Here is a 25,662-nt window from a genome sequence, read left to right as displayed (position 1 = left end):
CCTTGGACTAGTGGGGTGCCTAGTTCTTGGTGATCATCGAGCGGACGAAGAAGAGGAGGTTGGCGGGCTTCTCCGCGAGGCGGCGCATGAAGTAGCCGTACCAGTCCGTGCCGTACGCGGTGTAGACGCGCATCCGGTGGCCCTCCGCGGCGAGGCGCAGGTGCTCGTCGCTGCGGATGCCGTACAGCATCTGGAACTCGTACTCGTCGGGCTTGCGTCCGGCCTGGCGGGCCAGCTCCTGGGCGATGGCGATCAGGCGCGGGTCGTGGGACCCGATCATCGGGTAGCCCTCGCCCTCCATCAGCGTCTTCAGGATGCGGACGTACGCCTTGTCCGTCTCGGCCTTGTTCTGGTAGGCGACCTCGGCGGGCTCCTTGTAGGCGCCCTTCACGATCCGGACGCGGCTGCCGGCGGCGGCCAGGCGGCGGGCGTCGGCCTCGGTGCGGAAGAGGTACGCCTGGATCACGCAGCCGGTCTGCGGGAAGTCCCGGCGCAGTTCCTCGTGGATGGCGAACATCGAGTCGAGGGTGGTGTGGTCCTCGGCGTCCAGCGTGACCGTGGTGCCGATGGCGGCGGCGGCCTCGACGACGGGGCGGACGTTGGCGAGGGCCAGCTCGTGGCCGCCTTCCAGCGCCTGGCCGAACATGGAGAGCTTGACCGACATCTCGACGGTCTCGCCCAGGCCCAGCTCGGCGAGGTGCTCGATGAGCTGGAGGTAGGCGTCGCGGGCGGCGTGCGACTGCTCGACGGTGGTGATGTCCTCACCGACGACGTCGAGGGTGACCTCCAGGCCCTTCTGCGTGAGGTCCACGACGATCGGGATGACCTGGTCGACCGTCTCGCCCGGGATGAACCGGTTCACCACGGGCTTGGTCACCGGAGCGGCGGAAACGATGCGGCGCATCTTGTCGCTGCGCGAAGCGGCAAGGATCGCGGGACCCAGCACGGGCACCTCCAACGGGTGGCAGAAGTAAAAGAATGGCAAGTAAGACCACCGTGAAACCTAGAGATCGCCTCGATCCTCTGCCATCGACAGCTGTCACGCATCCGTGGCCGCGATCTCATACATCTGTCTGAAATAGGGACCGCCAGGTGGGAGAATGTCCGGGTGAAAGGCGATTACCAGGACCTGGTGGACGAGATCTCGGCGCTCCTCGGCGCTCCGGCGACGCTGGAGAACCGGGACTTCCGCCTCATCGCCTTCGGCGCGCACGACAGCGAGGACGACCTCGCGATGGACCCGGTCCGGACCCGCTCGATCCTGACCCGCCAGTCGACCGCGGCCGTACGGGCCTGGTTCGAGGGGTTCGGGATCACCCGGGCGACCGAGCCGGTACGGATCCCCGCGGCGCCGGAGGCCGGGGTCTTCCGCGGACGGATCTGCCTGCCCGTGCGCTACCGGGGGATCGCCCAGGGATACGTGTGGCTCCTGGACGCGGAGCCGGGGCCCGGGCCGGAGCAGCTGGCCGCGGCGATGGAGGTCGCCGAGCGGATCGGCGTCCTGATGGCCGCGGAGGCGAAGGCGGGGGCCGATCTGTCCCGGGAGTTCCGCGCGGTGGTCACCGCCGGGCGGGGCTGGCAGCGGGACATGGCGGTGGCCGCGCTCCGGGTGGCCCTGGGGCCGGGCGCGGAGGGGCCGCACGCGGTGGTGTGCGTGGCTCCCTGGACCGGGCAGGCCCCGCCGTCGGTGCCGGGGGCGGCGGCCGTGTGCCTGGTCCCCCGGACCACCGGGGACGACGGCGCCGAGGGGCCGTCCGGGTTCGCGCTGGCGGTGCTGGTGCGGCTGCGGAGCACGGACCTGCCCGCCCCGGCGCTCGCGGCGGCGACCCGGCTGCTGGCCGGGGCGGGGGCCGTCACGGCTGCGCCCGCGGGAGGCCCGGCGGGCGCAGCCGTGACGGCCGGTGTCGGGCTCCCCCGGACCGGGCTGGCCGGGCTGCCGGACGCCTGGGAACAGGCGGTGGCCGCGGCCCGGGCAGCGGCGGCGCAGCCCCTGCTGGGCCCCGTGGCCCAGTGGTCGGCGATCGGCCCCTACCGGATGCTGTCGGCGCTGGCGGCGGCCCCGGAGCTGGTCCGGGACGACCCGGCGGCCCGCGCCCTGCTGGCCCCGGCCCACGCCGAGCTGGCCCGTACCGCGGAGGTGTTCCTCGACTGCGCCGGCCAGGCGGGCCGCGCGGCGGCCGCCCTGGGCATCCACCGGCAGACCCTCTACTACCGGCTGGCCCGGGTGGAGAAGCTGACCGGGCTGGACCTGGACGCCGGCGAGGACCGGCTGCTGCTCCACATGGCCCTCAAGGCGTCCCGGCTGCACGGCTGATCAGAAGCCCTCACGGTCCGACGGGGGGCATCAGATCGCTTTCGCTGACGGTGTACGTCAGCGGGGGGTAGGCGAAGTCCGTTTCCCTGTTCTCACGGCGCCTCAGTTGATGGAACTCGCGCCTCTGTTCCTCGTCGGCCGACACGAGGAGCGCACCCTGCGGGAGATGTGCGTGCCCGTCGTGAAACCGGACGAAGGTCTTCGACGTCCGAAAGGTCACGCCCAGCCATTGATTGTCCGCCGCCGCCCGACCGGGCGCATCCAGAACGATCTTGTGCTTGAGCCGCCGGTTCGAGTCGACGGAAAAGGCGACGACACCGTGGTGGGCGAGCGGAATCTCGAACTTCTCACCACCGGACTCCTTCGATGCGAAGACGAGTTTCCTCGGCGGGCCCGCTTCGGGATTCCGGTAGCAGGAGAAGACCGCTATGAACGACTCGTCGGCCAGGTCAAGGGCTTGGTCGCTATGGCTGCCCATGGTGGTGTAAGCGCTCGTGTAGATCTCCATGAGGGCGTTGTTGAAGCCGACCGAAAGCGCCGCACGTTCTTGGATCCGCCGCGCGAGCCGTTCGTGCACGGCCCGGAAAGGCTGCGTCGGGCTGCCGTATTGAGTGGTGGTGCGCACGAGGGGCACACCACCACTCGCCTCGTCGATCCTGGCGAGCACCGCGCCTCGCCGGCCCTTTCCCACGTCTTCCAGACGAGCCGACTCGGACAGCTCCGCGAAGGAATTCCCCTCGGCCGGCAAAGCGAACGCGAGGATGTCATCCGAGATCCTAGAGGCGTGGGGCAACATAATCTCCCGTGTTCATGCTGAAGAGGAATCTGTCGCCGTAATCGATGAAGGCCGAGGTCCTGTTCTCCTCGGCGTACACCCTGCGCAGTTCGTCCAGGCCGTCCGGTGTGGGTGGCCCCAGCTCCACCACGTCCCCGGGCACCTTGAGGAACGTACGGCCGTCCTTGTGCACGGCTTCGGCGCTCGAACAGCGCACCACGTATCCCAGACGGGTGGGCAGCAGCCCGGCGTCCAGCGTTGAGGGCCGGATTTCGTGCGTGTACAGGCGGTTGGTGGACAGCGGCATGAAGAACACGGAGCCGGGATAGAGGGTCAGGCTGAACTGCGCGGGGAGCGCGGCCCCGTCGCGTTCTCCGGTCGGCTCGGTCGGCTCGGTCGGCTCCTTGAGGCGAAAGCGGAGTGTGGTCAGCCCGCTGACACCCTTCACCCCGAGGTCGAAGGCGTCCTCGGCAAGGGGCTGGAGCTTGTCGACCTGGTCATAGAAAGTGCAGAAGGCCATGATGCCGTTGACGGGCATGTCCTTGGTCTTGTCGGCATGGGACGAGATCTTGGCCTTGGACTGCTTGCGCCCGGTCGTGGCGAGGGTGTTGTGGTAGATCTGGGCGAGAACGTGATTCAGCGGTGCCCGGTCCCGGAAGACGGAGGCGGCCTCGCGGTTCAGAGCCTCGACGATGCGCGTGTCGGTCGGGCCGAAGTTCTCGGTCGGCCCCGAGAGGTTCGTGGAGCACCGGAGCAGGCGGAAATGCAGTTCTTCGCCGTCTCGCGTGACGGGCGTCAGATAGATTCCGCTGCGATGGGCCGTTCCGGGCTTGGTGGACTCCGTCAGGGACTGGAAGGTGTGCTCCGCACGGATCCGTCCGAAGTGACCGGCGCCGGGGCCGAAAAAGCGGCGGTAGTACGCACCGACGCCGTGCACGCGGAGGGGAACTCGGCCGAGGCCGACGACGGGCCACGGCGCGCCGGCGTCCTCGCGGTAACCGTGCGACAGCTCCCGTACGACGAACACCCGGGCAGCCTCGTGCAGTTGGCGGCCGCTGATCCCGGACATGTCGCCACACAGGTACACGGTCTTCTGTGCGAGGTCGGGCGAGCCGGAATCCAGCTCCTCCGGCGTGGTGGTGGACCCGAAGAAGCCCTTGATCACGTCATCGTCCCGCAACGCCGAAGGCGCGACCAGGACGTTGCCCGCATCGTCGATGCGGGCTTCTGTCAGCTCTGCTGTGTACGGCATCGCACAGCCCCTAGAGAGAGTGCGGCAGCGGCCCGGCTGCCTCGGCCTCGGCGAGCAGGGCTGCCGCGACCGCTCGTACGTTCTCGTCCACATCTGCCTTGCCCACGTTGTGGCGCAGGTGCGGCAGCAGCCCGGGGTCCTTGGCCAGCCTCTTGCGAACATCGGCGACCGCGTCGACCGCGTCGACGGCCGGACGACCGGCGGCGGCCACCTCGCGGGCGTGATCCGTGAGCGCGGTGGTCAGGGCGCCCAGCCGGGCCGACCTGCGCAGCCCCAACTCGCCGTACCCCTCGGGCCGGCCGACGGCCCGCTGGGCGCGCTCGGCTTCCGCTCGCTCCCTCATGGCGGCGGCTTCGACGGTCGAGGCCTTGAAGTTGGCCTTGACCTCGCCCGCCACTCTCTTCAGCCGCCGGACCACCCAGAGGGTCCCGGCGCCGGCGAGGGCCGCCAGGCACACCGACTCCGGGATGCCGACGACAGCGCCGTGAGCATGCCAGTCATTGATGTTGAGTTTGATCGCACCCACCGCGACGCAGATCATGCCGGTCGCCCACAGCGAGGGTGCGTCCTTCCGGTAGGGCCTGGCGGTGAAGTAGGCGACCTGGCTCGCGGCGGCTCCGGCGAACACCGCGCCCCACGGGCCGAAGAGGGGCATCAGCACCGCGGCGAGCGCCGCCCACACACCGATGAGTATCAGGACGTGGGTTTTGGCCTGGCCAAGCATCCCGGCCTACCTTCCAGTTCAGGAGGCCGCCCGCCCATGCCCTGCCGCTGATCGGGTCGGCTCCGCAGGCGGTGCTGTGCACGCTCACCGCGTCGAATCGCGCCGAATCTAGCAAGCGGCGCGGCGAGAGCGCCAACACCATCGCAACGACGGTCACCTGTGGCCGCGTCAGCTCACACACGGAAGGGCCCGGGGTCTCCCCCGGGCCCTTCTTTCACACGCTCGTGTCGTGCTGCGGTCAGCCCAGGTTGACCGAGCGGGCCGAGACCGCGCCGATCTCCTCGGAGATGGCCGCGAGGACCTCGACCGGCACCTCGGCGTCCACGGTGAGGACGCCGAGCGCCTCGCCGCCCTCCTCGGCGCGGGCGACCTGCATGCCCGCGATGTTCAGACCGGCCTCGCCCAGCAGGCGGCCGACCGCGCCGACCACGCCGGGGCGGTCGGTGTAGCGCAGGACGACCATGTGGTCGGCGAGCGACAGGTCCACGTCGTACTCGCCGATGCCGACGACCTTCTGCAGGTGCTTGGGACCGGCCAGGGTGCCGGAGACCGAGATCTCCTGACCGTCCGACAGGGTGCCGCGCACGGTGACCACGTTGCGGTGGTCCGGGGACTCCGAGGAGGTGGTCAGGCGGACTTCGACGCCGCGCTCCTGGGCGAACAGGGGCGCGTTGACGTAGGAGACCGTCTCGTCGACGACGTCCTCGAACACGCCCTTGAGCGCGGAGAGTTCGAGCACCTTCACGTCGTGCTGGGTGATCTCGCCGCAGACCTCGACATCGAGGCGGACCGCGACCTCGCCCGCGAGGGCGGTGAAGATGCGGCCGAGCTTCTCGGCGAGCGGGAGGCCGGGACGTACGTCCTCGGCGATGACCCCGCCCTGCACGTTGACCGCGTCGGGGACGAGTTCACCGGCGAGCGCGAGGCGCACCGAGTTGGCGACCGAGATACCGGCCTTCTCCTGGGCCTCGTCCGTGGACGCGCCGAGGTGCGGGGTGCAGACGACCTGGTCGAGCTCGAACAGCGGGGAATCCGTGCAGGGTTCCTTCGCGTACACGTCGAGACCGGCGCCGGCGACGCGGCCCTCCTTGATGGCCGAGTACAGCGCGGCCTCGTCCACGATCCCGCCGCGGGCGGCGTTGACGATGCGGACGGACGGCTTCACCTTGTGCAGGGCCTCGTCACCGATGAGACCGAGGGTCTCCGGGGTCTTGGGCAGGTGCACGGTGATGAAGTCGGCGACCTCCAGCAGCTCGTCCAGCGTCAGCATCTTGACGCCCATCTGGGCGGCGCGCGCGGGCTGTACGTAGGGGTCGTAGGCCACGACCTTCATGCCGAAGGCCGACATGCGCTGGGCGACCAGGACACCGATGCGGCCGAGGCCGACGACACCGAGGGTCTTCTCGCTCAGCTCGACGCCGGTGTACTTGTTCCGCTTCCACTCGCCGTTCTTCAGGGCGGTGTTGGCCTGCGGGATGTTGCGCGCCGTGGCGACGAGCAGGCCACAGGCCAGCTCGGCGGCGGTGACGATGTTGGAGGTCGGAGCGTTGACGACCATCACGCCGGCCTTGGTGGCGGACGAGACGTCGACGTTGTCCAGACCGACGCCCGCACGGGCGACGACCCTCAGCTTCTTCGCGGCGGCGATGGCCTCGGCATCGACCTTGGTGGCGGAGCGCACCAGGATCGCGTCGGCGTCGACGATCGCGGGCAGCAGCTCGGCGCGGTCGGCGCCGTTGCAGTGCCGGATCTCGAAATCGGGGCCGAGTGCCTCCACGGTGGCAGGCGACAGCTCTTCGGCGATGAGTACGACAGGTTTCGAGCTCACGTGGGTCCTCACAAGTCCAGTGCGGACGGCCGTCCCGACGGCCGCAGGCGTGGAGGGGGTAGCCGCGTGGAAGACGCACGACACTGTGGGCCTGACGCGTTGTGTTGAGCAGTGTAATGGCGTTGCGGGACCGCTATTCCGCCTGTCCGGAAGGATCACTCGTCCGTGGTTGGCCGAGGTGGACAAGGCGGTGCACTGGAAGGCCGGATTCCGGCGGGGCCGGGTCCACGCCGGGGCCGCGGTGGGGCCGGGACGCGCGTCCCGGCCCCACCGCGCGAGGGCTCAGCTCTCGTCGTTGTCGACCCAGCTCATGAGCTTGCGGAGCTTCTTGCCGGTGGTCTCCAGCAGGTGCTCCTCGTCGGCCTTCTTGTACTCGTTGTACTTCGGCAGACCGGCCTTGTACTCGGCCATCCAGTTGTTGGCGAAGGTGCCGTCCTGGATCTCGGCGAGGACCTTCTTCATCTCGGCCTTGGTGGCGTCGGTGATGACGCGCGGGCCGGTGATGTAGTCGCCCCACTCGGCGGTCTCGGAGACCGACCAGCGCATCTTCTCCAGGCCGCCCTCGTACATGAGGTCCACGATGAGCTTCAGCTCGTGGAGGCACTCGAAGTACGCGATCTCCGGCTGGTAGCCAGCCTCGGTCAGGGTCTCGAAACCGGCCTTGACCAGGGCGGAGGCGCCACCGCAGAGGACGGCCTGCTCACCGAACAGGTCGGTCTCGGTCTCCTCGGTGAAGGTGGTCTTGATGACGCCGGCGCGGGTGCCGCCGATGCCGGCCGCGTAGGACAGGGCCAGCTCGAAGGCCTTGCCGGTCGCGTCCTGCTCGACCGCCGCGATGCACGGAACGCCGCGGCCCTCTTCGTACTGGCGGCGGACCAGGTGACCCGGGCCCTTCGGGGCGACGAGGGCGACGTCCACGTCCGCGGGCGGCTGGATGAAGCCGTAGCGGATGTTGAAGCCGTGGCCGAAGAAGAGCGCGTCGCCGGCCTTGAGGTTGTCCTTGATGGACGCCTCGTAGACCTCGGCCTGGATCGGGTCCGGGGTCAGGATCATGATGACGTCGGCCCAGGCCGAGGCCTCGGCAACGGAAACAACCGTCAGGCCCTGCTCCTCGGCCTTGGCCTTGGACTTGGAGCCCTCCTGGAGGCCGACGCGGACGTCGACACCGGAGTCGCGCAGGGACAGCGCGTGGGCGTGGCCCTGGCTGCCGTAGCCAATGACCGCGACCTTGCGGCCCTGGATGATGGACAGGTCGGCGTCGTTCTCGTAGAACAGCTCGGCCACTGGGATATCTCCTTGGTGCGCTGGTGTTGCACCCACCGTACGGCGGGGAACGGAATCAGAGGTTTCAAGTCTCGCTATGCGAACAGGCAGCTCGGCCGCCCGCTGCGCCCGCGAGTGGATCAGGCGCTGCGGTCGAGCGCGCGCAGGCTGCGGTCCGTGATGGACCGGCCGCCACGCCCTATGGCGATCGTGCCGGACTGCACGAGTTCCTTGATGCCGAAGGGCTCCAGCATCTTCAGCATCGCGCCGAGCTTGTCCGTGCCGCCGGTCGCCTCGATGGTGACGGCCTCCGGGGAGACGTCGACCGTCTTGGCGCGGAACAGCTGGACGATCTCGACGATCTGCGAGCGGGTCTCGTTGTCGGCGCGGACCTTCACCAGGACGAGCTCGCGCTCGATGGCGTGGTGCTGCTCCAGCTCGACGATCTTGAGCACGTTGACCAGCTTGTTGAGCTGCTTGGTCACCTGTTCGAGCGGCAGGTCCTCGACGTTGACGACGATGGTGATGCGGGAGATGTCGGGGTGCTCCGTGACACCGACCGCGAGCGAGTCGATGTTGAACCCTCGGCGGGAGAACAGCGCGGCGATCCGGGCGAGGATGCCGGGCGTGTTCTCGACCAGGACGGAGAGCGTGTGCTTGGACATGTCGGTCGTTCTCTCTTTCGCTCTTCGCTCAGTCGTCTTCGTTGTCGCCGAAGTCGGGACGGACGCCCCGGGCGGCCAGCACCTCGTCGTTCGAGGTGCCCGCGGCGACCATCGGCCACACCATGGCGTCCTCGTGGACGATGAAGTCGATGACCACCGGACGGTCGTTGATCGCGTTGGCCTCGGCGATGACCTTGTCCAGGTCCGCCGGGTCCTCGCAGCGCAGCGCCACGCAGCCCATGGCCTCGGACAGCTTGACGAAGTCCGGGACGCGGGTGCCCTTGCGGGGAGCGCTGGACTCGCCGAGCTGGGAGCCGACCGCCGTGTCCTGGCCGGTCTCGTCGGCGTGCAGGACGGTGTTGGAGTACCGCTGGTTGTAGAACAGGGTCTGCCACTGGCGGACCATGCCCAGCGCACCGTTGTTGATGATCGCGACCTTGATCGGGATGTTGTTCAGCGCGCAGGTGACCAGTTCCTGATTGGTCATCTGGAAGCAGCCGTCACCGTCGATCGCCCAGACCGTGCGCTCCGGCATGCCGACCTTGGCGCCCATCGCGGCCGGGACCGCGTAGCCCATGGTTCCGGCGCCGCCGGAGTTGAGCCAGGTGCGGGGCTCCTCGTACTTGACGAAGTGCGAGGCCCACATCTGATGCTGGCCGACGCCCGCGGCGAAGATCGTGCTCTTCGGCGCGAGCGCGCCGATCCGCTCGATGACCTGCTGCGGCGAGAGCATGCCGTCCTCGGGCAGGTCGTAGCCCAGCGGGTAGGTGTCGCGCCAGCGGTTGAGGTCCTTCCACCAGGCGGTGTAGTCGCCCGCGTGGCCGTCGGTGTGCTCGGCCTGGACGGCCTGGACCAGGTCGGCGATGACCTCGCGGGCGTCGCCCACGATCGGGACGTCGACGGCGCGGTTCTTGCCGATCTCGGCCGGGTCGATGTCCGCGTGGATGATCTTCGCGAACGGGGCGAAGCTGTCCAGCTTGCCGGTGACGCGGTCGTCGAAGCGGGTGCCGAGCGCGATCAGCAGGTCGGCCTTCTGCAGCGCGGTGACCGCGGTGACGGCGCCGTGCATGCCGGGCATGCCCACGTGCAGCGGGTGGCTGTCGGGGAAGGAACCGAGCGCCATCAGCGTGGTGGTGACCGGGACGCCGGTCAGCTCGGCGAGGACCTTCAGCTCGGCGGTCGCGCCGGACTTCATGATGCCGCCGCCGACGTACAGGACCGGGCGCTTGGCCTGGCAGATGAGCTTGGCGGCCTCACGGATCTGCTTGGCGTGCGGCTTGGTGACCGGCCGGTAGCCCGGGAGGTCCTGGGTGGGCGGCCAGCTGAAGGTGGTCTTCGCCTGGAGGGCGTCCTTGGCGATGTCGACCAGGACCGGGCCCGGGCGGCCGGTGGAGGCGATGTGGAACGCCTCGGCGATCGTCCGCGGGATGTCCTCGGCCCTGGTGACCAGGAAGTTGTGCTTGGTGATCGGCATCGTGATGCCGACGATGTCCGCCTCCTGGAAGGCGTCGGTGCCGATCGCCTTGGAGGAGACCTGACCGGTGATCGCGACCAGCGGCACGGAGTCCATGTGCGCGTCGGCGATCGGGGTGACGAGGTTGGTGGCGCCCGGCCCGGAGGTGGCCATGCAGACGCCGACCTTGCCGGTGGCCTGCGCGTAGCCGGTGGCGGCGTGACCGGCGCCCTGCTCGTGGCGGACCAGGATGTGACGGACCTTGCGGCTGTCCATCATCGGGTCGTACGCGGGGAGGATGGCGCCGCCCGGGATGCCGAAGACGGTGTCGCACCCCACCTCTTCGAGAGAGCGGATGAGGGACTGCGCACCCGTGACGTGCTCAACTGCGGCGGTGTGGGATCCGCCGTTACGGGCCCGCGGCTGCGGATGGTGGGCCCCGGTGGCCTGCTCGGTCATCGGCATTCTCTTCTCGAAGCTGAGGGTTTTTGCGAGGGTTCGGTGTGTGCCAGTGCAACAAAAAACCCCTCGTGCCGGGAGGCAAGCGAGGGGAGCGCGTCGGGTGCAGTGAGCGGGGGCATGATTGACCCTGCTTCAGCCGACGCGCTTTCCAAGTACGAGAATTCGGGTGCGCATGGCACTGACCCTCCCTCCGGCGGGAGGTCGGTGTCAAGCGGGTGGGACGGGCGTCTCATTATTTGAGCCCCTATGGACGGCCATCGGGCCCCCGAGGGACCCGCCTGCCAAGGCGGGGTGAGCCGCCCCGCCCGGTACAGGGAACGTACCGCGCACGAGCGCGCGGCGCAGCCGGTACTCGTCGAGAGGTCCGGAGAAGGCCATTCCCTGGCCGTGTGTGCACCCCATGGCCCGCAGCGCCATGAGCTGTTCGGGGAGGTCCACCCCGTCGGCCACCGACTGCATGCCCAGGTCGTTTGCGATCCGCAACAGCCCTGCGGTGATCTTGTGCAGCCTGGGCGATTCGACCACTCCTTCGACCAGGCCCCGGTCCAGCTTGAGGACGTCGACGGGCAGCCGCCGCAGGGCGCTGATGGCCGCGTAACCGCTGCCGAAGCCGTCGAGGGCGATCCGGACGCCGAGCCGCCGCAAGGCCGTCAGGCGGCGCTCCAGCTCGTCGAAGGGCACTCTGGGGTCGCTGTCCGCCAGCTCGATCACCAGCGCGCCGGAGGGCAGCCCGTGCCGGGTCAGCAGGGACTCCACGGAGCCGCCGGGCATCGACCGGTCCAGGAGCCGCTGGGCGGTCATCCGGACGGCCACCGGTACGTCGTGCCCCGACCGGTGCCGCTCGGCGGCCTGGTCCACCGCCTCCTCCAGCAGCCAGCGGCTCAGCTCGGCGGTCCGGGAGGCGTCCGGGGCCGCGGCCGGCGAGGGTCCGGCGGGCCCGCCCGGGCCCGCCGCGCCCTCGCTGTACTCGGCCACCCGGAGGAATTCGGCGGGGGTGAAGAGGATCCCCTGGGCGGACCGCCAGCGGGCCTGCGCGGCCACCGCGGTGACCTCGCCGCTCGCCAGGCTGACGACGGGCTGGTGGAGCAGCGCGAACTCGCCCTCGTGGAGCGCGGTGCGCAGCCGCCCGGCCAGCTCCGCCTTGCGGACCACCTCGGCCTGCATCTGGGGCGCATACAGCTCCACCCGGTTCTTGCCGCCCGCCTTGGCCCGGTACATCGCCAGATCCGCGTTGCGCATCAGGTCCGAAGGGGTGATGCCGGGGTCGGCGAAGGCCACTCCGATGCTGGCGGCGACCCGGACCTCGCTGCCCGCGATCCGGTAGGGCTGGGAGAGGGTGGCGCGCAGCCGGTCGGCGATCTCGTGGACCTGGTACTCGCGGGCGGAGCGGTCGCGGCTGCCGTCGCCGAGGATCAGGGCGGCGAACTCGTCCCCGCCCAGCCGGGCCGCGGTGTCCCCGGCGCGGACGGAGTCCTGCAGGCGGCGGGCGGCCTCGACGAGGAGTTCGTCGCCGGCCTGGTGGCCGATGGTGTCGTTGACCGCCTTGAAGCCGTCGAGGTCGATGAAGAGCACGGCGGTGCTGTGGTCCCCGGCCCGGCGGCCGGTGAGGGCCTGGCGGACCCGGCGGGTGAACAGGGCCCGGTTGGGCAGGTCGGTCAGCGGGTCGTGCTCGGCGCTGTGCTGGAGCTGGGCCTGGAGCCGGACCCGCTCGGTGACGTCCCGGCTGTTGAGGATGAGCCCGCCCTGGTGCCGGTTGACGGTGGACTCCACATTGAGCCACTCGCCGCCGCCGGACTTGAAGCGGCACTCGATGCGGGTGGTGGGCTCCTCGGCGGGCGGCGCCGCGAGGAAGCGGCGCACCTCGTGGACCACCCGGCCGAGGTCCTCGGGGTGGATCAGCGCGGAGAGTTCGCTGCCGACCAGTTCCTCGGCGTCACGGCCGTAGACCCCGGCGGCCGCGGGGCTGACGTAGCGCAGTATCCCGGTCGGCGCGGCGATCATGATGACATCGCTGGAGCCCTGGACCAGGGACCGGAAGTGGTTCTCCTTCTGGGCCAGTTCCTGGGTCAGCGCGATGTTGTCGAGGAGCATGATGCCCTGCCGGATCACCAGGGCGAGCACGACGGTGCAGCCGGTGAAGACGACCATGCGGTCGACCTTCCGGCCCTCGATCACGTTGTAGAGGATCCCGAGGGTGCACACGGCCGCGGCGAGGTACGGGGTGAGCGCGGGCAGCGAGCCGGTGATCGGGCGGCTGACCGGACGCACCTCGCGCGCGTGCGCGGAGAGCAGCTCGCTCCCGGCGTGCGCGGCCCGGCGCCGGGGGTCGCCCGGGCGGCCCGCTCCCCTGCCGCGCGGTGGACGCCGGCGGCGCGGGGCGGGCTCGCGCCGGGCGATCTCGGGGACCGGATGCATCCGCCGGGCGCCCCAGGGCGCGTAGGCCAGGAGCAGGGAACCGGCGAACCAGCCCGCGTCGAGCAGCTGTCCGGACTGGTAGTGGGCGCTCAGCAGCGGCGAGGTGAAGAGGGCGTCGCTGAGCACGGTGAGCGCGAGGGCCGCGATGGCGGTGTTGACGGCCGAGCGGTTGGTGGCGGAGCGCCGGAAGTGCAGGACCAGCACCATCGAGACGAGCGCGATGTCCAGCATCGGGTAGGCCAGCGACAGCGCGGCGCGCGGGACGCTGCCGAGAGCGCCCGACTGGGCGGTCCGGGCGGCGTGCGCGAGGGCCAGGCTCCAGGAGAGGGTCAGCAGGGATCCGGCGATGAGCCAGGAGTCGAGTGCGAGGCAGACCCAGCCGGCCCGGGTGACGGGGCGTTTGGCGAGGACGAGGAGTCCGACGATGGCGGACGGTGCGAAGCAGAGGAAGGCGAAGTCGGCGACCGAGGGTTTCGGCACTTCCTGACCGAGGACGACCTCGTACCAGCCCCAGACGAGGTTGCCGACGGCGGCCATGAGCGAGGAGAACGCGAACAGCAGCCAGGCGGGGCGTTCGCGGCGGCCGATGGTCCTCGCGTAGTGGTAGCAGGAGACCGCGGCCAGTAATCCGGCGGCGCTGAGGCCGAAGTCGCCCATGATCTCGGCGGCTTCTTTGGTCCCCCAGCCGACGGCGGCCCCTACGGCATAGCCGGCGCTGATCACGGCGAGGAGCAGCTGCGCCGCCAGGCCCCGGCCGCCACTGGCGGCGGGCGGCCGGGTCAGGAGGGCCCCGGGGGCGTTCACCGGTCCGCCTCGGTGGCTGGTTTCGGCACGCGCTGTCGTCGCTTCCGGCGGCTGTGCCGCATCGGATCCTTCGCCCATTGGCCGTACATCGCCCGTCGCCCCCCAAAGTGTCCGATCACTCCCCAGCGCCAGACGAACGCGCTGCAGCCCCTTGTTCCGGACGATACACCACTTTCGTCACTCAGGGACATAGATGCTCTACTCTCCGTCACCAACAGGGGAGTTGTGCGCACGGGGTGCGTTCGTCCGGCTACGCATGGTGCGCGGGCGGGCTCACGTCGTGGTCAGCACCGTGTTCGCGAGCGGCTGCCCGTCGGCCAGTGCGGTGAGCTGGCGGGCCACCAGTCGCTTGGCCCGTGGCTCGAACGCCGAGCTGCTGCCCCCGACATGGGGCGTGATCAGGACATTCGGAGCATGCCAGAGCGGGTGCCCCTGGGGCAGCGGTTCGGGGTCCGTGACGTCGAGCGCCGCCCGCAGCCGCCCCGATTCCACCTCCGCCAGCAGGGAGTTGGTGTCGACGACCGGTCCGCGCGCGACGTTGACGAGCAGCGCGCCGTCCCGCATCCGGGCCAGGAATCCGGCTCCGGCCAGCCCCCGGGACTCCTCCGTGAGCGGGGTCGAGAGGATCACCACGTCGGCCCGGGGCAGCAACTCGGGGAGGTCGGCGAGGGCGTGTACGGGGCCCCGGGCGGCGGTGCGCGCCGAGCGGGCCACGCGGGTGATCCGCGCGCATTCGAAGGGGGCGAGGCGGTCCTCGATGGCGGCGCCGATCGATCCGTAGCCGACGATGAGGACGGACTTGTCGGCGAGGGCCTCGTAGAAGCCGGAGCGCCATTCCTCCCGGTCCTGGCCGCGGACCATGCCGGGGATCCCGCGCAGGGAGGCGAGGACGAGGGTGAGGGCGAGTTCGGCGGTACTGGCCTCGTGGACGCCGCGGGCGTTGCACAGGTGGACGCCGGGGCGCAGGGCGCCGAGGCCGCCCAGGACGTGGTCGATGCCCGCGGTCAGGGTCTGCACGGCGCGCAGGTCCGGCATGTGCGCGAGCGGGCGCACGGTGACCGCCGGGGGCTTCATGTAGGGGGTGACGTAGAAGACGCAGGCGGCGGGGTCGGCCGGGAACTCGTCCTCGCCGTCCCAGTGCCGGTAGCGGAAGCGGCCGGGGAGACCTTCGATCTCTTCGGCGGGGAAGGGCAGCCAGACGTCCTCGGTCTTTGAAGTCATGATCGCGAGGCTATGCGAAGCGATCCCCGACGAGCCGTTAGTTTGTGTGGCGGACCGGGAGGGGGACCCAGGAATGGAGCGCAGGTCGATCGGGGCAGCGGCTCTGACGGTGGGTGCCATCGGGCTCGGCTGCATGCCGATGAGCTGGGGGTACGCCGCCTCGGGGCGCCAGAGCGCCGAATCGCTGCGGACGGTGCACACCGCGCTGGATCTGGGTGCGAACCTGCTGGACACGGCGGACATCTACGGGCCCTACACCAACGAGCTGCTGGTGGGGCGGGTGCTCAGGGAGCGGCGGGCGGAGGCGTTCGTCTCGGCCAAGGTCGGGCTGCGGACGGGTGATCAGCACGTGGTGGCCGACGGGCGTCCGGGGTACGTGCGGCGGGCGTGCGACGCCTCGCTGCGGCGGCTGCGGACCGATGTCATAGACCTCTACCAGCTGCACCGGGTGGATCCGGACGTGCCGGTGGAGGAGACCTGGGGCGCCATGGCGGAGCTGGTGGGCGCGGGCAAGGTGCGCTCGCTGGGGTTCTGCACGCTCGGGGCGGGTGCGGGGCCGGGGGCCGGGCGGCTCGGGGACCGCGCGTACACGGCGACCCTGCGCCATCTGGACCGGGCGCAGCAGGTGTTCCCGGTGAGCGCGGTGCAGGCGGAGCTGTCGGTGTGGTCGCCCGAGGCGGCCTGGCAGCTGCTGCCGTGGTGCCGGACGCGCGGGGTGGGGCTGCTGGCCGCGATGCCGGTGGGCAGCGGGTTCCTCACCGGGACCCTGACGCCCGGGCAGGGCTTCGAGGAGACGGATGCCCGGGCCCGGCATCCGCGGTTCACGGCGGACGCGATGGCGGCGAACCAGGTGCTGGTGGCGGGGCTGCGGCGGATAGCGCGGCGGCACGAGGGGCCGGGCGGGCGACCGGCGACGGTGGCCCAGGTGGCGCTGGCGTGGGTGCTGGCCCAGGGGCCGCAGGTGGTTCCGGTGCCGGGGGCCGAGCGGGCGTGCTGGGCGGCGGAGAACGCGGGGGCGGCCCAGGTGCGGCTGACGGCGCTGGACCTGGAGGAGGTCGCGGCGCTGCCGGTGGCGGTGGGGGCCTGGGACTGACCGGACCGGGCCGGTCCGCCCTCTTCCCCGATCGGGGCTCCCCCATCCCCACTCGATCGAGTGTACGAAGTGCCGGAACTTCGCCGACTCTCCGGGCTGTTGAGACAGGTGACCGGCAGGATCGACAGGATCGACAGGGCAGTGGGGACGAGAGGGAGCGGGGCAATGGGTACGGAAGCGATGCGGGGCGGGGCGGTCCGGGCGACGGCGGTACGGGCCACGGCGGTACGGGCGACGGCGGCCGGGAGCGCGGCCGGGCGGGGGCTGTGGACGGCCGTGGCGCTGGCCGGGTGCGGGGCGCTGCTGGTGGCCGGGTGCGGTCCGGCCGGGGGGCCCGGGGCCGGGGCCTCGGCGGGTTCCTCGCCACCGGCGAAGGGAGCGGCCAGGCCGTCGGGGGGCGCCTCCCCGGGGGCCTCGCCGTCGGGGCCCCCGGCGAAGGGGTCGGTGACGGTGTCCGGCGAGGTGGCCAAGGGCCTGGAGACGCCGTGGGGCGTGGCCGCGCTGCCGGACGGGGACCTGCTGGTCACCTCGCGGGACAAGGGCACGGTCTCCCGGGTCGCGGCGAAGACGGGGAAGGTGACGGAGATCGGGAAGGTCTCCGGGGTGGCCCCGGGCGGCGAGGGCGGGCTGCTCGGCCTGGCGCTGTCCCCCTCGTACGCCTCGGACCGGCTGGTCTACGTGTACTTCACGACGGAGTCCGACAACCGGATCGCCCGGCTCAGGTACGACGAGCAAAGACAGCCCGGACAGCAACTGGGCGCCCCCGACACGGTGTTCCGCGGCATTCCGAAGGGGCTCCTGCACAACGGCGGCCGGATCGCCTTCGGCCCGGACAAGATGCTCTATGCGGGGACGGGCGAGACCGGGGAGACCGGGCTGGCCCAGGACAAGAAGTCGCTGGGCGGCAAGATCCTGCGGATGACCCCGGACGGGCAGCCGGTGCACGGCAATCCGGAGGCCGATTCGGTCGTCTACTCCTCCGGGCACCGCAATGTGCAGGGGCTCGCCTGGGACAAGGACAAGCGGCTGTGGGCCGCGGAGTTCGGCCAGAACACCTGGGACGAGCTGAATCTGATCGAGCCCGGCGGCAACTACGGCTGGCCGGAGGCCGAGGGGAAGGCGGGCAAGCCCGGATTCATCGATCCGGTGGCGCAGTGGAAGACCGATGACGCCTCGCCGAGCGGGATCGCGTTCGCCCAGGGGTCGATCTGGATGGCCGGGCTGAAGGGCGCCAGGCTGTGGCGGATCCCGCTGGACGGCACGAGAGCGCTGGCGGAGCCGGAGGCGTTCCTCCAGGGGACGTACGGGCGGCTGCGGACGGTGGTGGCCCTGGGCGGGGACAAGCTGCTGCTGGTCACGAGCGAGACGGACGGGCGCGGGACGCCGGAACCGGGGGACGACCGGATCCTGAGCCTGACGGTGCGGTAGCCCGGCTCCCGGCCGCCGCTCCCGGCCGCCGCTCGCGGCCACGGGGGCAGGGCCGGAGCGGGGCCGGAAGGGACGGCTCAGGAAGGGGCGGGGGTGAAGAGACGGAGCCGGTGGGCGAGGGCGGCCGCCTCGCCGCGGCCGGCGACACCGAGCTTGGCCAGGATGTTGGAGACGTGGACGCTGGCCGTCTTCGGCGAGATGAAGAGTGCCTCGGCGATCTGACGGTTGGTGTGACCGACCGCGACCAGGCGCAGTACGTCCCGCTCGCGGCTGGTCAGGCCCAGGCTCTCCACCGGATCGGTGTCGGGCGCCGCGGGGGCCTGGGACGTGGTCTCGTCGGGGGCGGTGAGCTGGAGGCGGCCGCGCCGGGCGAGCAGGGCCAGGTCGTCGCGGAGCCGGAGCGAGCCCAGTTGCTCGGCGGTGGCGTGGGCCGCGCGGACGAGGTCGGCGGCGCGCTCGCGGTCGCCGCCCGCGGCCAGCAGTGACTCGGCGAACCGGTGGCGGGCCCGGGCCAGCAGGTACGGGCGGTCCAGCGGCCGGACCGCGGCCTCGACGGCGGTCCAGTCGGCGGGGGTGTCACGGTCCTCGCCGCGCAGCAGTTCGGCGCGGACGAAGTCGGCGTGGGCGGTCCACAGCGGGACCGGGGCGGCCAGGGCGAGGGTGGCGGCCCGGAGGGTCTCCACGGCCTCGCCGTGGCCCGCGGCGGCGGCCGGCAGGCCCCGGGTGTCGGCCTCGGCGGAGGCGGCGGCCAGCAACAGGGGCCAGGCGTAGCGGTGGTGGCCGAGCGGGAACCCTTGGCCGATCGCCTCGGCCACCTCCGTGCGGACGTCCGCGATCCGGCCCTCCAGCGCGGCCAGGCCGACCGCCAGGCGGTACATCGGGATCCGGTGCTGGGGCTGGGCGTCGTGGGTGCCGAAGTGTTCGTGGGCGGCGGCCAGCCACTCGGCGGCGGCGGCCACGTCACCGCGGGCCAGGGCGAGGTAGGCCAGGCGCGCCGAGGCCATGCCGCGCGGGGCGGCGCTCTGGCTGACGCGCAGGGTGCGCTGGGCCGCCTCGGTGGCCTCGTCCCACCGGCCGAGGCTGTACAGGCTCTCCGCCATGTTGCCGCGGACCCAGGCCTCGGAGTCCAGGAGCCGGGAGGCTCCGACGAGCTGGACCCCTTCTTCCGCCAGTTCCACCGCTTCCCGTGAGCGGCCGTTGTTTTCGAGCTGAGAGGTGAGGTTGATATGAACACGACCCGAGAGCATGACCAGGCCGAGTTCGCCGGCCTGTTCCTTGACCTCGTGCATCAGCGCGAGTCCGCCCTCCACGTCGCCGGCGTCGGCGAGCAGGGAGCCGAGGGTGATCCGGGAGTGCAGTTCGACTTCCTGGGCGCCGACCATCCGCGCGTATTCGACGGCGCGTTCGGCGGCCGCGATGTTGTCGAAGCCGGGGTTGTGGAGCATGCCCCAGCCCGCCGCGCGAGAGAGCACTTCGGCGTGCACGTGGGACGGGGGCAGCCCCTGGACAAGCTCCTGGGCGGTGCTCAGTTCGGCCCAGCCGTCACCGCGGCCCAGGCTGGCGACCAGCTTGGAGCGTTCGGTCCAGAACCAGGCGGAGCGCAGCGGATCGTTCTCGTCCTCCAGCATCCGCAGGGCCATCTTGGTTATCTTCAGGGCGCGTTCGCGCTCTCCGCCGAAGCGGGCCGCGACGGTGGCCTCGGCCAGCAGGTCGAGGCGGCGCAGCGGGGTCGTCGCCGGGTCGCAGCCGCAGGGCGGGTACACCTCGGTGTAGTCCGCGGGGCGCAGCTCCGCGCGCACCTCCACCGGGGCGCTCTCCCACAGGTCGATGGCCCGGTCCAGCAGCCTGAGCTGCTCGGAGTAGGCGTGCCGGCGGCGGGCGGCGACGGAGGCGGCCAGGACGGCGGGCAGGGCCTTGGCCGCGTCGTTGGCGTAGTACCAGTAGCTCGCGAGCCGGATGGTCCGTTCCGAGCCGCCGACGAGGCTCTCGTCGGCTTCCATGGCCTGCGCGTAGCGGCGGTTGACGCGGGCGCGCTCGCCGGGCAGCAGGTCGTCGCTGACGGCTTCGCGGACGAGGGAGTGCCGGAAGCGGTAGCCGTCGTTGTCGGCGCTCGCCAGCAGGATGTTGGCGCCGACGGCGGCGCGCAGCGCCTCGATCAGGGCGTCCTCGGTCAGCTGGGCGACGGCGAGGAGGAGGTCGTGTTCGACGGTGGAGCCGCCCTCGGCGACGATCCGCACCACGCGCTGGGCGGCGTCGGGCAGCACCTCGACGCGGACGAGCAGCAGGTCGCGCAGCGATTCGGTGAGTCCGGTGCGGCAGCCGCTCTCGCGGCAGGCGACGAGTTCCTCGACGAAGAAGGCGTTGCCGTCGGAGCGGTCGAAGACGGAGGTGACCAGGTCTTCTTCGGGCGTCGCGGCCAGGATCCCGGCGAGTTGGCGGCGTACTTCCGCGCGGGTGAAGCGGGACAGTTCGATCCGCTGGACGGTGCGCAGCCGGTCGATTTCGGCGAGCAGCGGGCGCAGCGGGTGGCGGCGGTGGATGTCGTCGGCGCGGTAGGTGGCGACGATGACGAGGCGCCCGGTGGAGAGGGCGCGGAAGAGGTAGGCGAGGAGGTGCCGGGTCGAGGTGTCCGACCAGTGCAGGTCTTCCAGAATGATGACGACGGTGCGGTCGGCGGCGAGCCGTTCCAGCAGGCGTACGGTCAGTTCGAAGAGCCGGGCGGTGCTCTCCTCGTCGTGCGGTCCGCGGGGGGTCTCGCCGAGTTCGGGCAGGATCCGGGCGAGTTCGTCCTCCTGGCCCTCGGCGGCCGCGGTCAGCTGCTCGGGGAGCTGGCGGCGCAGACTGCGCAGGGCAGCGGAGAAGGGGGCGAAGGGAAGCCCCTCCGCCCCTATCTCCACACAGCCGCCGACGGCCACGACGGCTCCGCGCCGCTCGGCCTCGGAGACGAACTCCTCCGTGAGGCGGGTCTTGCCGACCCCGGCCTCGCCCCCGATGAGGAGGGCTTGGGGTTCCGGGCCCGCGGCCCGGGTCAGTGCGTCGGTGAGTACGGCCAGTTCGTCGGCACGGCCGACGAACACCGGGCTGACAGATCTGGTCTCCACGCCGCCGAGCATCGCACAGCGTTCCTGGTGACCGGCACTGGATTTCGGTGCGCTTCTCATCACGTGTCAGGTCACGTGGTGCGTGGCGCGGGTTACGCGGCCGGGGTGAACCGGCTGCGGCTCTCACTCACCGGCCTTTCCGGGGCCTTCTTGAGTGAGAACCCGCGGCGCGCGGCGCGGGCCTTGGCGAGGCGCACCTGGCGGTACTCGGCGGCCTCACGGATGAGCTCGTCGCGGTGGGCGATGGCGATCTCGTACACGAACATCTCGTACTCCCTGGTTGTGTTTCTCGGGCACCTCGTTCGGTGTGTTCCAAGAATCGCGTCCCAGGGGGTCCGGGGGCATCGGGCGCATGCCGCATCTCCGTGCGGCCGGGGGCCTTAGGCGCGGGGCCTCAGGCTCCCGTACGGACTAAGGAGGGGGTCTCTCGTGCCTAGACCGTGGTCCTAGGCGGCGGGCGCGGCGGCCTTGGGGAGGTCGAGGAGCAGGTCGAAGTACATGAGGCCGAAGATCAGCACGCCGATGAGGCCGATCGCGACGGCGACCCAGGAGACGGCCTTGACCCAGTTCGGGTTGACCCGGCCGGGGGCGCCGAAGGAGGGGCCGACCAGCACGAACATGCCGATGAGGAGGGCGATCGTGGAGAAGACGCCGTTGACGAGGGCGGTCTGGTGCCAGCCGTCGCTGTACAGCGCGTTGATCTTCTGTTCCATCGAGGTGGCGTTGACCGACTCGATCTGGCCGATGAGGCCCTGGCGCTCGGAGATCACCCGGGCGACCCAGGTGCCGCTGAGGGCGACGAGGGAGAGACCGGCGCCCGCGATGGCGGAGGCGGCGGCGAACACACCGGTGGGGCGGTCCTCGTTGTCCTGGTTCAGGAAATCGTCGGACTCGTCACCGTCGAGGTCCCCGTCCTGGTCGCCGACCACGTCCGCGATATCGGTGACCTCGACATCGGTGGCGGTGGTTGCGGTGACGGCGGCGTCGGCCGACTCCTTGGAGTCGGGCTCGGGCGCGTTCGGGGCGGGGGTCTTCGTGGTGTCCATGCGGGGCACGGTAAGCGGCGTTTCTGAGAGGTTCCTGAGAGCCGGGTGTGCGGCTGTGCGACGGGCTGTGCGGGGGTGCCGACGGCGGCCCGCCGCCTGGGTCGGGCGGGCCCTCTCACGCCTCGGGCTGGTCCGATGGGGCGGACCTGCCGGTGGGTCGTGCCGGGGCGTCCCGGGCGGTGGGAGAGCCGAGGTTATGACTGAAATCGCACGACCGTTTCATCACCCGACCATCCATGAGCGTCAGCCTCAGGAGCCACACGATGCGCCCCATCAGATCGGCCTGTCTCGGCGCGGCCACCGCGCTGGTCACCCTCCTCGCCTGCGCCCCTCTCGCGGCCGCCGCCGCGACGGACACCGGTTCCGCCCACGACAAGGGCAAGCACCAGGTCATCACACTCACCGGCAAGCTGGAGCAGCAGACGTACTTCCCCGTCAACCCCGGCGGCCCCGCCGCCCAGGGCGACCGGACCGTCGTCCGCTCGGGCCTCTACGACAAGGACGACAAGAAGGTCGGCGAAACCGGCGGCTTCTGCACCCTCACCCGGGCGGCGCTGCCGGAGGACAAAGGCGGGGCGGAGGAGTGCGTCGTGACCTACACCCTCCCGGGCGGCCAGCTCACCGCGCAGGGGATGTACTTCGGCATCCTCAACCCGGGCCCTCCCCCCTCCTTCGACAACGCGATCACCGGCGGCACCGGGAAGTACGACCGGGCCCGTGGCTCGGTCCACGCCGACACGCTCGGTGGGGGCATGAGGCGCTTCACGATCGACCTCTACCTCTGACCGGCCCCACGTCAAGTCCTAGGGGGTGTCTGGTGGATCTCCGCGGCGTCGCGGAGATCCACCAGACACCCCCTAGACGGCCGGGGCGGGGGGCCATTCGTGGGCGAGGAGTGCCCAGATCTCGGTGTTCTGGCGGACGCCCCGGTAGAGGTAGCTCTCGCGCATGACGCCTTCGCGGGTCATGCCGAGGCGCTCGGCGACGGCGAGGCTCTTGGTGTTGAGCGCGGACGCGTGCCATTCGACGCGGTGCATGCCGCGCTCCCGGAAGGCGTGGTCGATCAGGATCCGGCAGGCCTTGGTGACCAGGCCCCGGCCGGCGGCGGACGGCTCCAGCCAGCAGCCGATCTCGCAGTTGCCGGCGTCCGCTTCGAAGATCCGGTAGAGGACGCCGCCGACGAGGGTGCCGTCGACGCGGATGCCGAAGAGCCGGCCGCCGTCGGCGGCCGCCTTCTGGGCGTAGTTGCTCAGCAGGGTGCGGGCCGACTCGATGTCGGTGGCGGCGTCGGGGAAGCCGATGTGTTCCCCGATGTAGTCGCGGCCGCGCTCCATGTGGGCGAAGAATTCTTCGGCGTGCCGGATTTCCAGGGGGAACAGCTGGGCGTCGTCGGCCAGGTCTATCGAGAACATGCGGATTCCTTCGGGTTCCTACGGCGGCAGGCCCGGCGCGTCGGCGGGGCGCGTCAGCGGGGCGCGGCGGCGGGTTCGTCAGTTTCGCTGCGCTGCGCGGGAAGTGTCGCACGGGAGCGGCACTCGGGCGGTTCGATGCTGATCTTGGGCAGTCGGCGGTCGAGCCAGCCGGGGATCCACCAGTTCGCGCCGCCGAGCAGGTGCATGAGGGCGGGCACGAGCAGGGTCCGCAGGACGAACGCGTCCAGGGCGACGGCGGCGGCGAGGGCGATGCCGAACATGGCGATCAGCCGGTCACCGCTGAGGACGAAGGCGAGGAAGACGGAGATCATGATGACCGCCGCCGAGTTGATCACCCGGCTGGTCTCGGCGAGGCCGACGCGGACGGCCCGGCGGTTGTCACCGGTCTCCAGCCACTCCTCGTACATCCGGCTGACCAGGAACACCTGGTAGTCCATGGACAGCCCGAAGAGCACAGAGACCATGATCACCGGGAGGAAGGGCTCGATCGGCCCGGCGCTGCCCAGGCCCAGCGGTTCGCTGCCCCAGCCCCACTGGAAGACCGCGACGACGACGCCGAAGGAGGAGGCGACGGCGGCGATGTTCATGGCGGCCGCCTTGAGCGGGATGCCGATGGACCGGAAGGCCAGGAGCAGCAGGACGCAGCCGAGGGCGATGACGACGCCGACGAAGAGCGGCAGCTTCCCGATGATGACGTCGGCGAAGTCGTCGTAGCCCGCGGTCACGCCGCCGACGTGGACGTTCAGGCCGTGGCCCCGCTCGACGCGCGGGATGACGTCGTGGCGCAGCCGGTCGACCAGGTCGCTGGTGTCCCGTGACTGCGGGGCGGTGGTGGGGACGACCGTCAGGACGGCGGTGTCACCGCTCCGGTTGAGGACGGCCGGGCCCGTGCCCGCGACGCCGGGGGTGGTGCGCAGGGTCTCGCCGAGGGCGTCCAGGGCGGCGCGGTCCGCCGGGCCCGCCAGCCGGGCGACGAGGGTGAGCGGCCCGTTCACACCGGGGCCGAAGCCGTCGGCGAGCAGGTCGTAGGCCTGCCGGGTGGTGGAGGCGGCCGGGTTGTTGCCCTGGTCGGAGGTGCCGAGGTGCAGGGAGAGGGTGGGCAGTGCCAGGACGGTCATGACCAGGGCGGCGAGGGCGCCGAGCAGCTTGGGCCGGCGTTCCACGAAGCCGGACCAGCGGGCGGCGAACCCGGTGGGGGGCTCCGGCCGCGGGCCGTCCGAGGCGAGCTTGCGGCGTTCGCGGCGGGACAGGGCGCGCATGCCGATGAAGGAGAGGAGCGCGGGCAGCAGGGTGACGGACGCGGCAACCGTCAGGACGACGGTGAGCGAGGCGGCGAGGGCGACCCCGTTGAGGAAGTTCAGCCGCAGGACCAGCATGCCGAGGAGCGCGATGCAGACGGTGGCTCCGGCGAAGACGACGGCCCGGCCGGTGGTGGCGACGGCTGCGCGGGCGGCCTCCTCGACGGGCAGGCCGCGCCCCAGGCCCTTGCGGTGCCGGGTGACGATGAAGAGCGCGTAGTCGATGCCGACGCCGAGCCCGACGAGGGTGCCGAGCATCGGGGCGAAGTCGGCGACCGGCATGGCGTGCCCGAGCAGGGTGATGCCGAAGTACGCGGTGCCGACGCTGACCAGTGCGGTCGCCAGGGGCAGCAGGCTGGCGGCGAGCGAGCCGAAGGCGAGGAAGAGGACGATCCCGGCAACGGCGACGCCGAGCACCTCGGCGAAGTGGGCCGAGGGCGCCTCGGTGAGGCCGATGGCGCGGCCGCCGAGTTCGACCTGGAGGCCGTCGCGTTCGGTCGCGGGGTTCTTCGCGGTGTCGAGGACCGCCCTGGCCTGTGCCTTGGGGACGGCGTCGGCCTGCCGGTCGAAGGTGACGACGGCGTAGGCGGTGCGTCCGTCGGCACTGATCTGCGCCGCGCCCTCGGGGGCGTACGGGCTGAGGACCGAGCCGACTCCGGGGAGCGCGGCGATCGCGCCGAGGGCCCGACTCATGCGCCGCTCGACCTCGGGCGTACGGGCGTTCTCGTGCTCGGGGGTCCGCCACACGACGGTGTCGGTGTCGCCGCCCTGGCCGTGGAAGCCTTCGCGCAGCAGGTCGTGGGCGGCGGTGGACTCGGTGCCGGGGACCTCGTAGTCGTTGGAGAAGGCGGATCCGGCGCTCGCGGCAGCCGCCGCGGTCCCGCCGAACGCCAGCAGCCAGAGCATGACGGCGACGAGGCGGTGCCGCATGCACCACCGTGCGATTGCTGCCAACGAACGTGCTCCCTGGTGGTTCGGATCCTTTGCCGGGGAACAGCCCGTCGGAAAGAACGCGTATGTCCGAGGTGGTCTACACCGCAACGATCTCAGCGATTCGTGATCGTCGGCCCCATTCGTGTGCATCGTC

General features: G+C 71.3%; 19 protein-coding genes. 4 read left to right on the top strand and 15 right to left on the bottom strand.

All coding sequences use genetic code 11. The annotated features are described in order from the left end of the window. Positions 1-19: 19 nt before the first annotated feature. Positions 20-946: a proline dehydrogenase family protein gene (locus OHS33_RS25865; protein WP_330332802.1), complete on the bottom strand. Its 927-nt coding sequence runs from the start codon at positions 944-946 to the stop codon at positions 20-22. 162 nt (positions 947-1,108) lie between these two features. Here OHS33_RS25865 and OHS33_RS25860 point away from each other — a divergent pair, with 162 nt between their 5' ends. Further along, entirely contained in the window at positions 1,109-2,314 is a 1,206-nt protein-coding gene (locus OHS33_RS25860; protein WP_330332801.1) for a PucR family transcriptional regulator, read from the top strand. A 10-nt stretch (positions 2,315-2,324) separates the two neighbouring features. Here OHS33_RS25860 and OHS33_RS25855 read toward each other — a convergent pair whose 3' ends face one another. The 9 genes from OHS33_RS25855 to OHS33_RS25815 all read right to left on the bottom strand — a co-directional run bounded on the left by OHS33_RS25855 (position 2,325) and on the right by OHS33_RS25815 (position 15,176). Then, the gene (locus OHS33_RS25855) at positions 2,325-3,110 is read right to left on the bottom strand and encodes a hypothetical protein (RefSeq protein WP_330332800.1); all 786 of its coding nucleotides are present in this window, start codon (positions 3,108-3,110) and stop codon (positions 2,325-2,327) included. Next, a complete protein-coding gene (locus tag OHS33_RS25850) occupies positions 3,091-4,341 on the bottom strand; it encodes a hypothetical protein (RefSeq protein ID WP_330332799.1) in 1,251 nt (416 codons plus the stop codon). The genes OHS33_RS25855 and OHS33_RS25850 overlap by 20 nt, the downstream gene beginning before the upstream one ends. A gap of 10 nt (positions 4,342-4,351) precedes the next feature. Further along, positions 4,352-5,065: a hypothetical protein gene (locus OHS33_RS25845; protein WP_330332798.1), complete on the bottom strand. Its 714-nt coding sequence runs from the start codon at positions 5,063-5,065 to the stop codon at positions 4,352-4,354. Positions 5,066-5,303: 238 nt separating this feature from the next. Beyond that, positions 5,304-6,893, bottom strand: a complete 1,590-nt coding sequence (gene serA, locus OHS33_RS25840; protein WP_330332797.1) for a phosphoglycerate dehydrogenase — start codon at positions 6,891-6,893, stop codon at positions 5,304-5,306. 282 nt (positions 6,894-7,175) lie between these two features. After that, the gene (gene ilvC / locus OHS33_RS25835; RefSeq protein ID WP_330332796.1) at positions 7,176-8,177 is read right to left on the bottom strand and encodes a ketol-acid reductoisomerase; all 1,002 of its coding nucleotides are present in this window, start codon (positions 8,175-8,177) and stop codon (positions 7,176-7,178) included. A gap of 119 nt (positions 8,178-8,296) precedes the next feature. After that, positions 8,297-8,821, bottom strand: coding sequence for an acetolactate synthase small subunit (gene ilvN / locus OHS33_RS25830; protein ID WP_330332795.1), 525 nt, complete (start codon positions 8,819-8,821; stop codon positions 8,297-8,299). Between the two features lie 28 nt (positions 8,822-8,849). After that, entirely contained in the window at positions 8,850-10,739 is a 1,890-nt protein-coding gene (locus OHS33_RS25825) for an acetolactate synthase large subunit (RefSeq protein ID WP_330332794.1), read from the bottom strand. Positions 10,740-10,943: 204 nt separating this feature from the next. After that, the gene (locus OHS33_RS25820; protein WP_330332793.1) at positions 10,944-13,955 is read right to left on the bottom strand and encodes a putative bifunctional diguanylate cyclase/phosphodiesterase; all 3,012 of its coding nucleotides are present in this window, start codon (positions 13,953-13,955) and stop codon (positions 10,944-10,946) included. A 273-nt stretch (positions 13,956-14,228) separates the two neighbouring features. Then, the gene (locus OHS33_RS25815; protein WP_330332792.1) at positions 14,229-15,176 is read right to left on the bottom strand and encodes a 2-hydroxyacid dehydrogenase; all 948 of its coding nucleotides are present in this window, start codon (positions 15,174-15,176) and stop codon (positions 14,229-14,231) included. Between the two features lie 73 nt (positions 15,177-15,249). Here OHS33_RS25815 and OHS33_RS25810 point away from each other — a divergent pair, with 73 nt between their 5' ends. Further along, positions 15,250-16,269 (top strand): aldo/keto reductase, encoded by a 1,020-nt coding sequence (locus OHS33_RS25810; RefSeq protein ID WP_330332791.1) that lies wholly within the window; start codon positions 15,250-15,252, stop codon positions 16,267-16,269. A 165-nt stretch (positions 16,270-16,434) separates the two neighbouring features. Next, positions 16,435-17,697 (top strand): PQQ-dependent sugar dehydrogenase, encoded by a 1,263-nt coding sequence (locus OHS33_RS25805; RefSeq protein ID WP_443065353.1) that lies wholly within the window; start codon positions 16,435-16,437, stop codon positions 17,695-17,697. A gap of 77 nt (positions 17,698-17,774) precedes the next feature. On the opposite strand, the gene OHS33_RS25800 is transcribed toward OHS33_RS25805, so the two are convergent. The 3 genes from OHS33_RS25800 to OHS33_RS25790 form a co-directional block, all read right to left on the bottom strand. Beyond that, on the bottom strand, positions 17,775-20,810 hold the full coding sequence (locus OHS33_RS25800) for a helix-turn-helix transcriptional regulator (RefSeq protein ID WP_330332790.1): 3,036 nt from the start codon (positions 20,808-20,810) through the stop codon (positions 17,775-17,777). 80 nt (positions 20,811-20,890) lie between these two features. Then, entirely contained in the window at positions 20,891-21,064 is a 174-nt protein-coding gene (locus OHS33_RS25795; protein ID WP_330332789.1) for a hypothetical protein, read from the bottom strand. Positions 21,065-21,244: 180 nt separating this feature from the next. Beyond that, on the bottom strand, positions 21,245-21,844 hold the full coding sequence (locus tag OHS33_RS25790; RefSeq protein ID WP_330332788.1) for a hypothetical protein: 600 nt from the start codon (positions 21,842-21,844) through the stop codon (positions 21,245-21,247). Positions 21,845-22,107: 263 nt separating this feature from the next. Here OHS33_RS25790 and OHS33_RS25785 point away from each other — a divergent pair, with 263 nt between their 5' ends. Then, complete coding sequence (locus OHS33_RS25785) at positions 22,108-22,629, top strand: allene oxide cyclase barrel-like domain-containing protein (RefSeq protein ID WP_330332787.1); 522 nt, start codon at positions 22,108-22,110, stop codon at positions 22,627-22,629. 72 nt (positions 22,630-22,701) lie between these two features. Here OHS33_RS25785 and OHS33_RS25780 read toward each other — a convergent pair whose 3' ends face one another. Beyond that, positions 22,702-23,256, bottom strand: a complete 555-nt coding sequence (locus OHS33_RS25780; RefSeq protein WP_330332786.1) for a GNAT family N-acetyltransferase — start codon at positions 23,254-23,256, stop codon at positions 22,702-22,704. A gap of 53 nt (positions 23,257-23,309) precedes the next feature. Beyond that, positions 23,310-25,529: an MMPL family transporter gene (locus tag OHS33_RS25775; RefSeq protein WP_330332785.1), complete on the bottom strand. Its 2,220-nt coding sequence runs from the start codon at positions 25,527-25,529 to the stop codon at positions 23,310-23,312. Between the last annotated feature and the right edge of the window lie 133 nt (positions 25,530-25,662).

The sequence above is a fragment of the Streptomyces sp. NBC_00536 genome, assembly GCF_036346295.1.
Classification (GTDB): Bacteria; Actinomycetota; Actinomycetes; order Streptomycetales; family Streptomycetaceae; genus Streptomyces.
This window is presented reverse-complemented; position numbering and strand designations above follow the sequence as displayed.

Coding starts and splice junctions, on each gene's coding strand:
- OHS33_RS25855 (WP_330332800.1), bottom strand. CDS start 3,110: ATGTTGCCCCACGCCTCTAGGATCTCGGATGACATCCTCGCGTTCGCT.
- OHS33_RS25850 (WP_330332799.1), bottom strand. CDS start 4,341: ATGCCGTACACAGCAGAGCTGACAGAAGCCCGCATCGACGATGCGGGC.
- OHS33_RS25845 (WP_330332798.1), bottom strand. CDS start 5,065: ATGCTTGGCCAGGCCAAAACCCACGTCCTGATACTCATCGGTGTGTGG.
- ilvN (WP_330332795.1), bottom strand. CDS start 8,821: ATGTCCAAGCACACGCTCTCCGTCCTGGTCGAGAACACGCCCGGCATC.
- OHS33_RS25825 (WP_330332794.1), bottom strand. CDS start 10,739: ATGCCGATGACCGAGCAGGCCACCGGGGCCCACCATCCGCAGCCGCGG.
- OHS33_RS25815 (WP_330332792.1), bottom strand. CDS start 15,176: ATGACTTCAAAGACCGAGGACGTCTGGCTGCCCTTCCCCGCCGAAGAG.
- OHS33_RS25810 (WP_330332791.1), top strand. CDS start 15,250: ATGGAGCGCAGGTCGATCGGGGCAGCGGCTCTGACGGTGGGTGCCATC.
- OHS33_RS25805 (WP_443065353.1), top strand. CDS start 16,435: ATGGGTACGGAAGCGATGCGGGGCGGGGCGGTCCGGGCGACGGCGGTA.
- OHS33_RS25800 (WP_330332790.1), bottom strand. CDS start 20,810: ATGCTCGGCGGCGTGGAGACCAGATCTGTCAGCCCGGTGTTCGTCGGC.
- OHS33_RS25795 (WP_330332789.1), bottom strand. CDS start 21,064: ATGTTCGTGTACGAGATCGCCATCGCCCACCGCGACGAGCTCATCCGT.
- OHS33_RS25790 (WP_330332788.1), bottom strand. CDS start 21,844: ATGGACACCACGAAGACCCCCGCCCCGAACGCGCCCGAGCCCGACTCC.
- OHS33_RS25785 (WP_330332787.1), top strand. CDS start 22,108: ATGCGCCCCATCAGATCGGCCTGTCTCGGCGCGGCCACCGCGCTGGTC.
- OHS33_RS25780 (WP_330332786.1), bottom strand. CDS start 23,256: ATGTTCTCGATAGACCTGGCCGACGACGCCCAGCTGTTCCCCCTGGAA.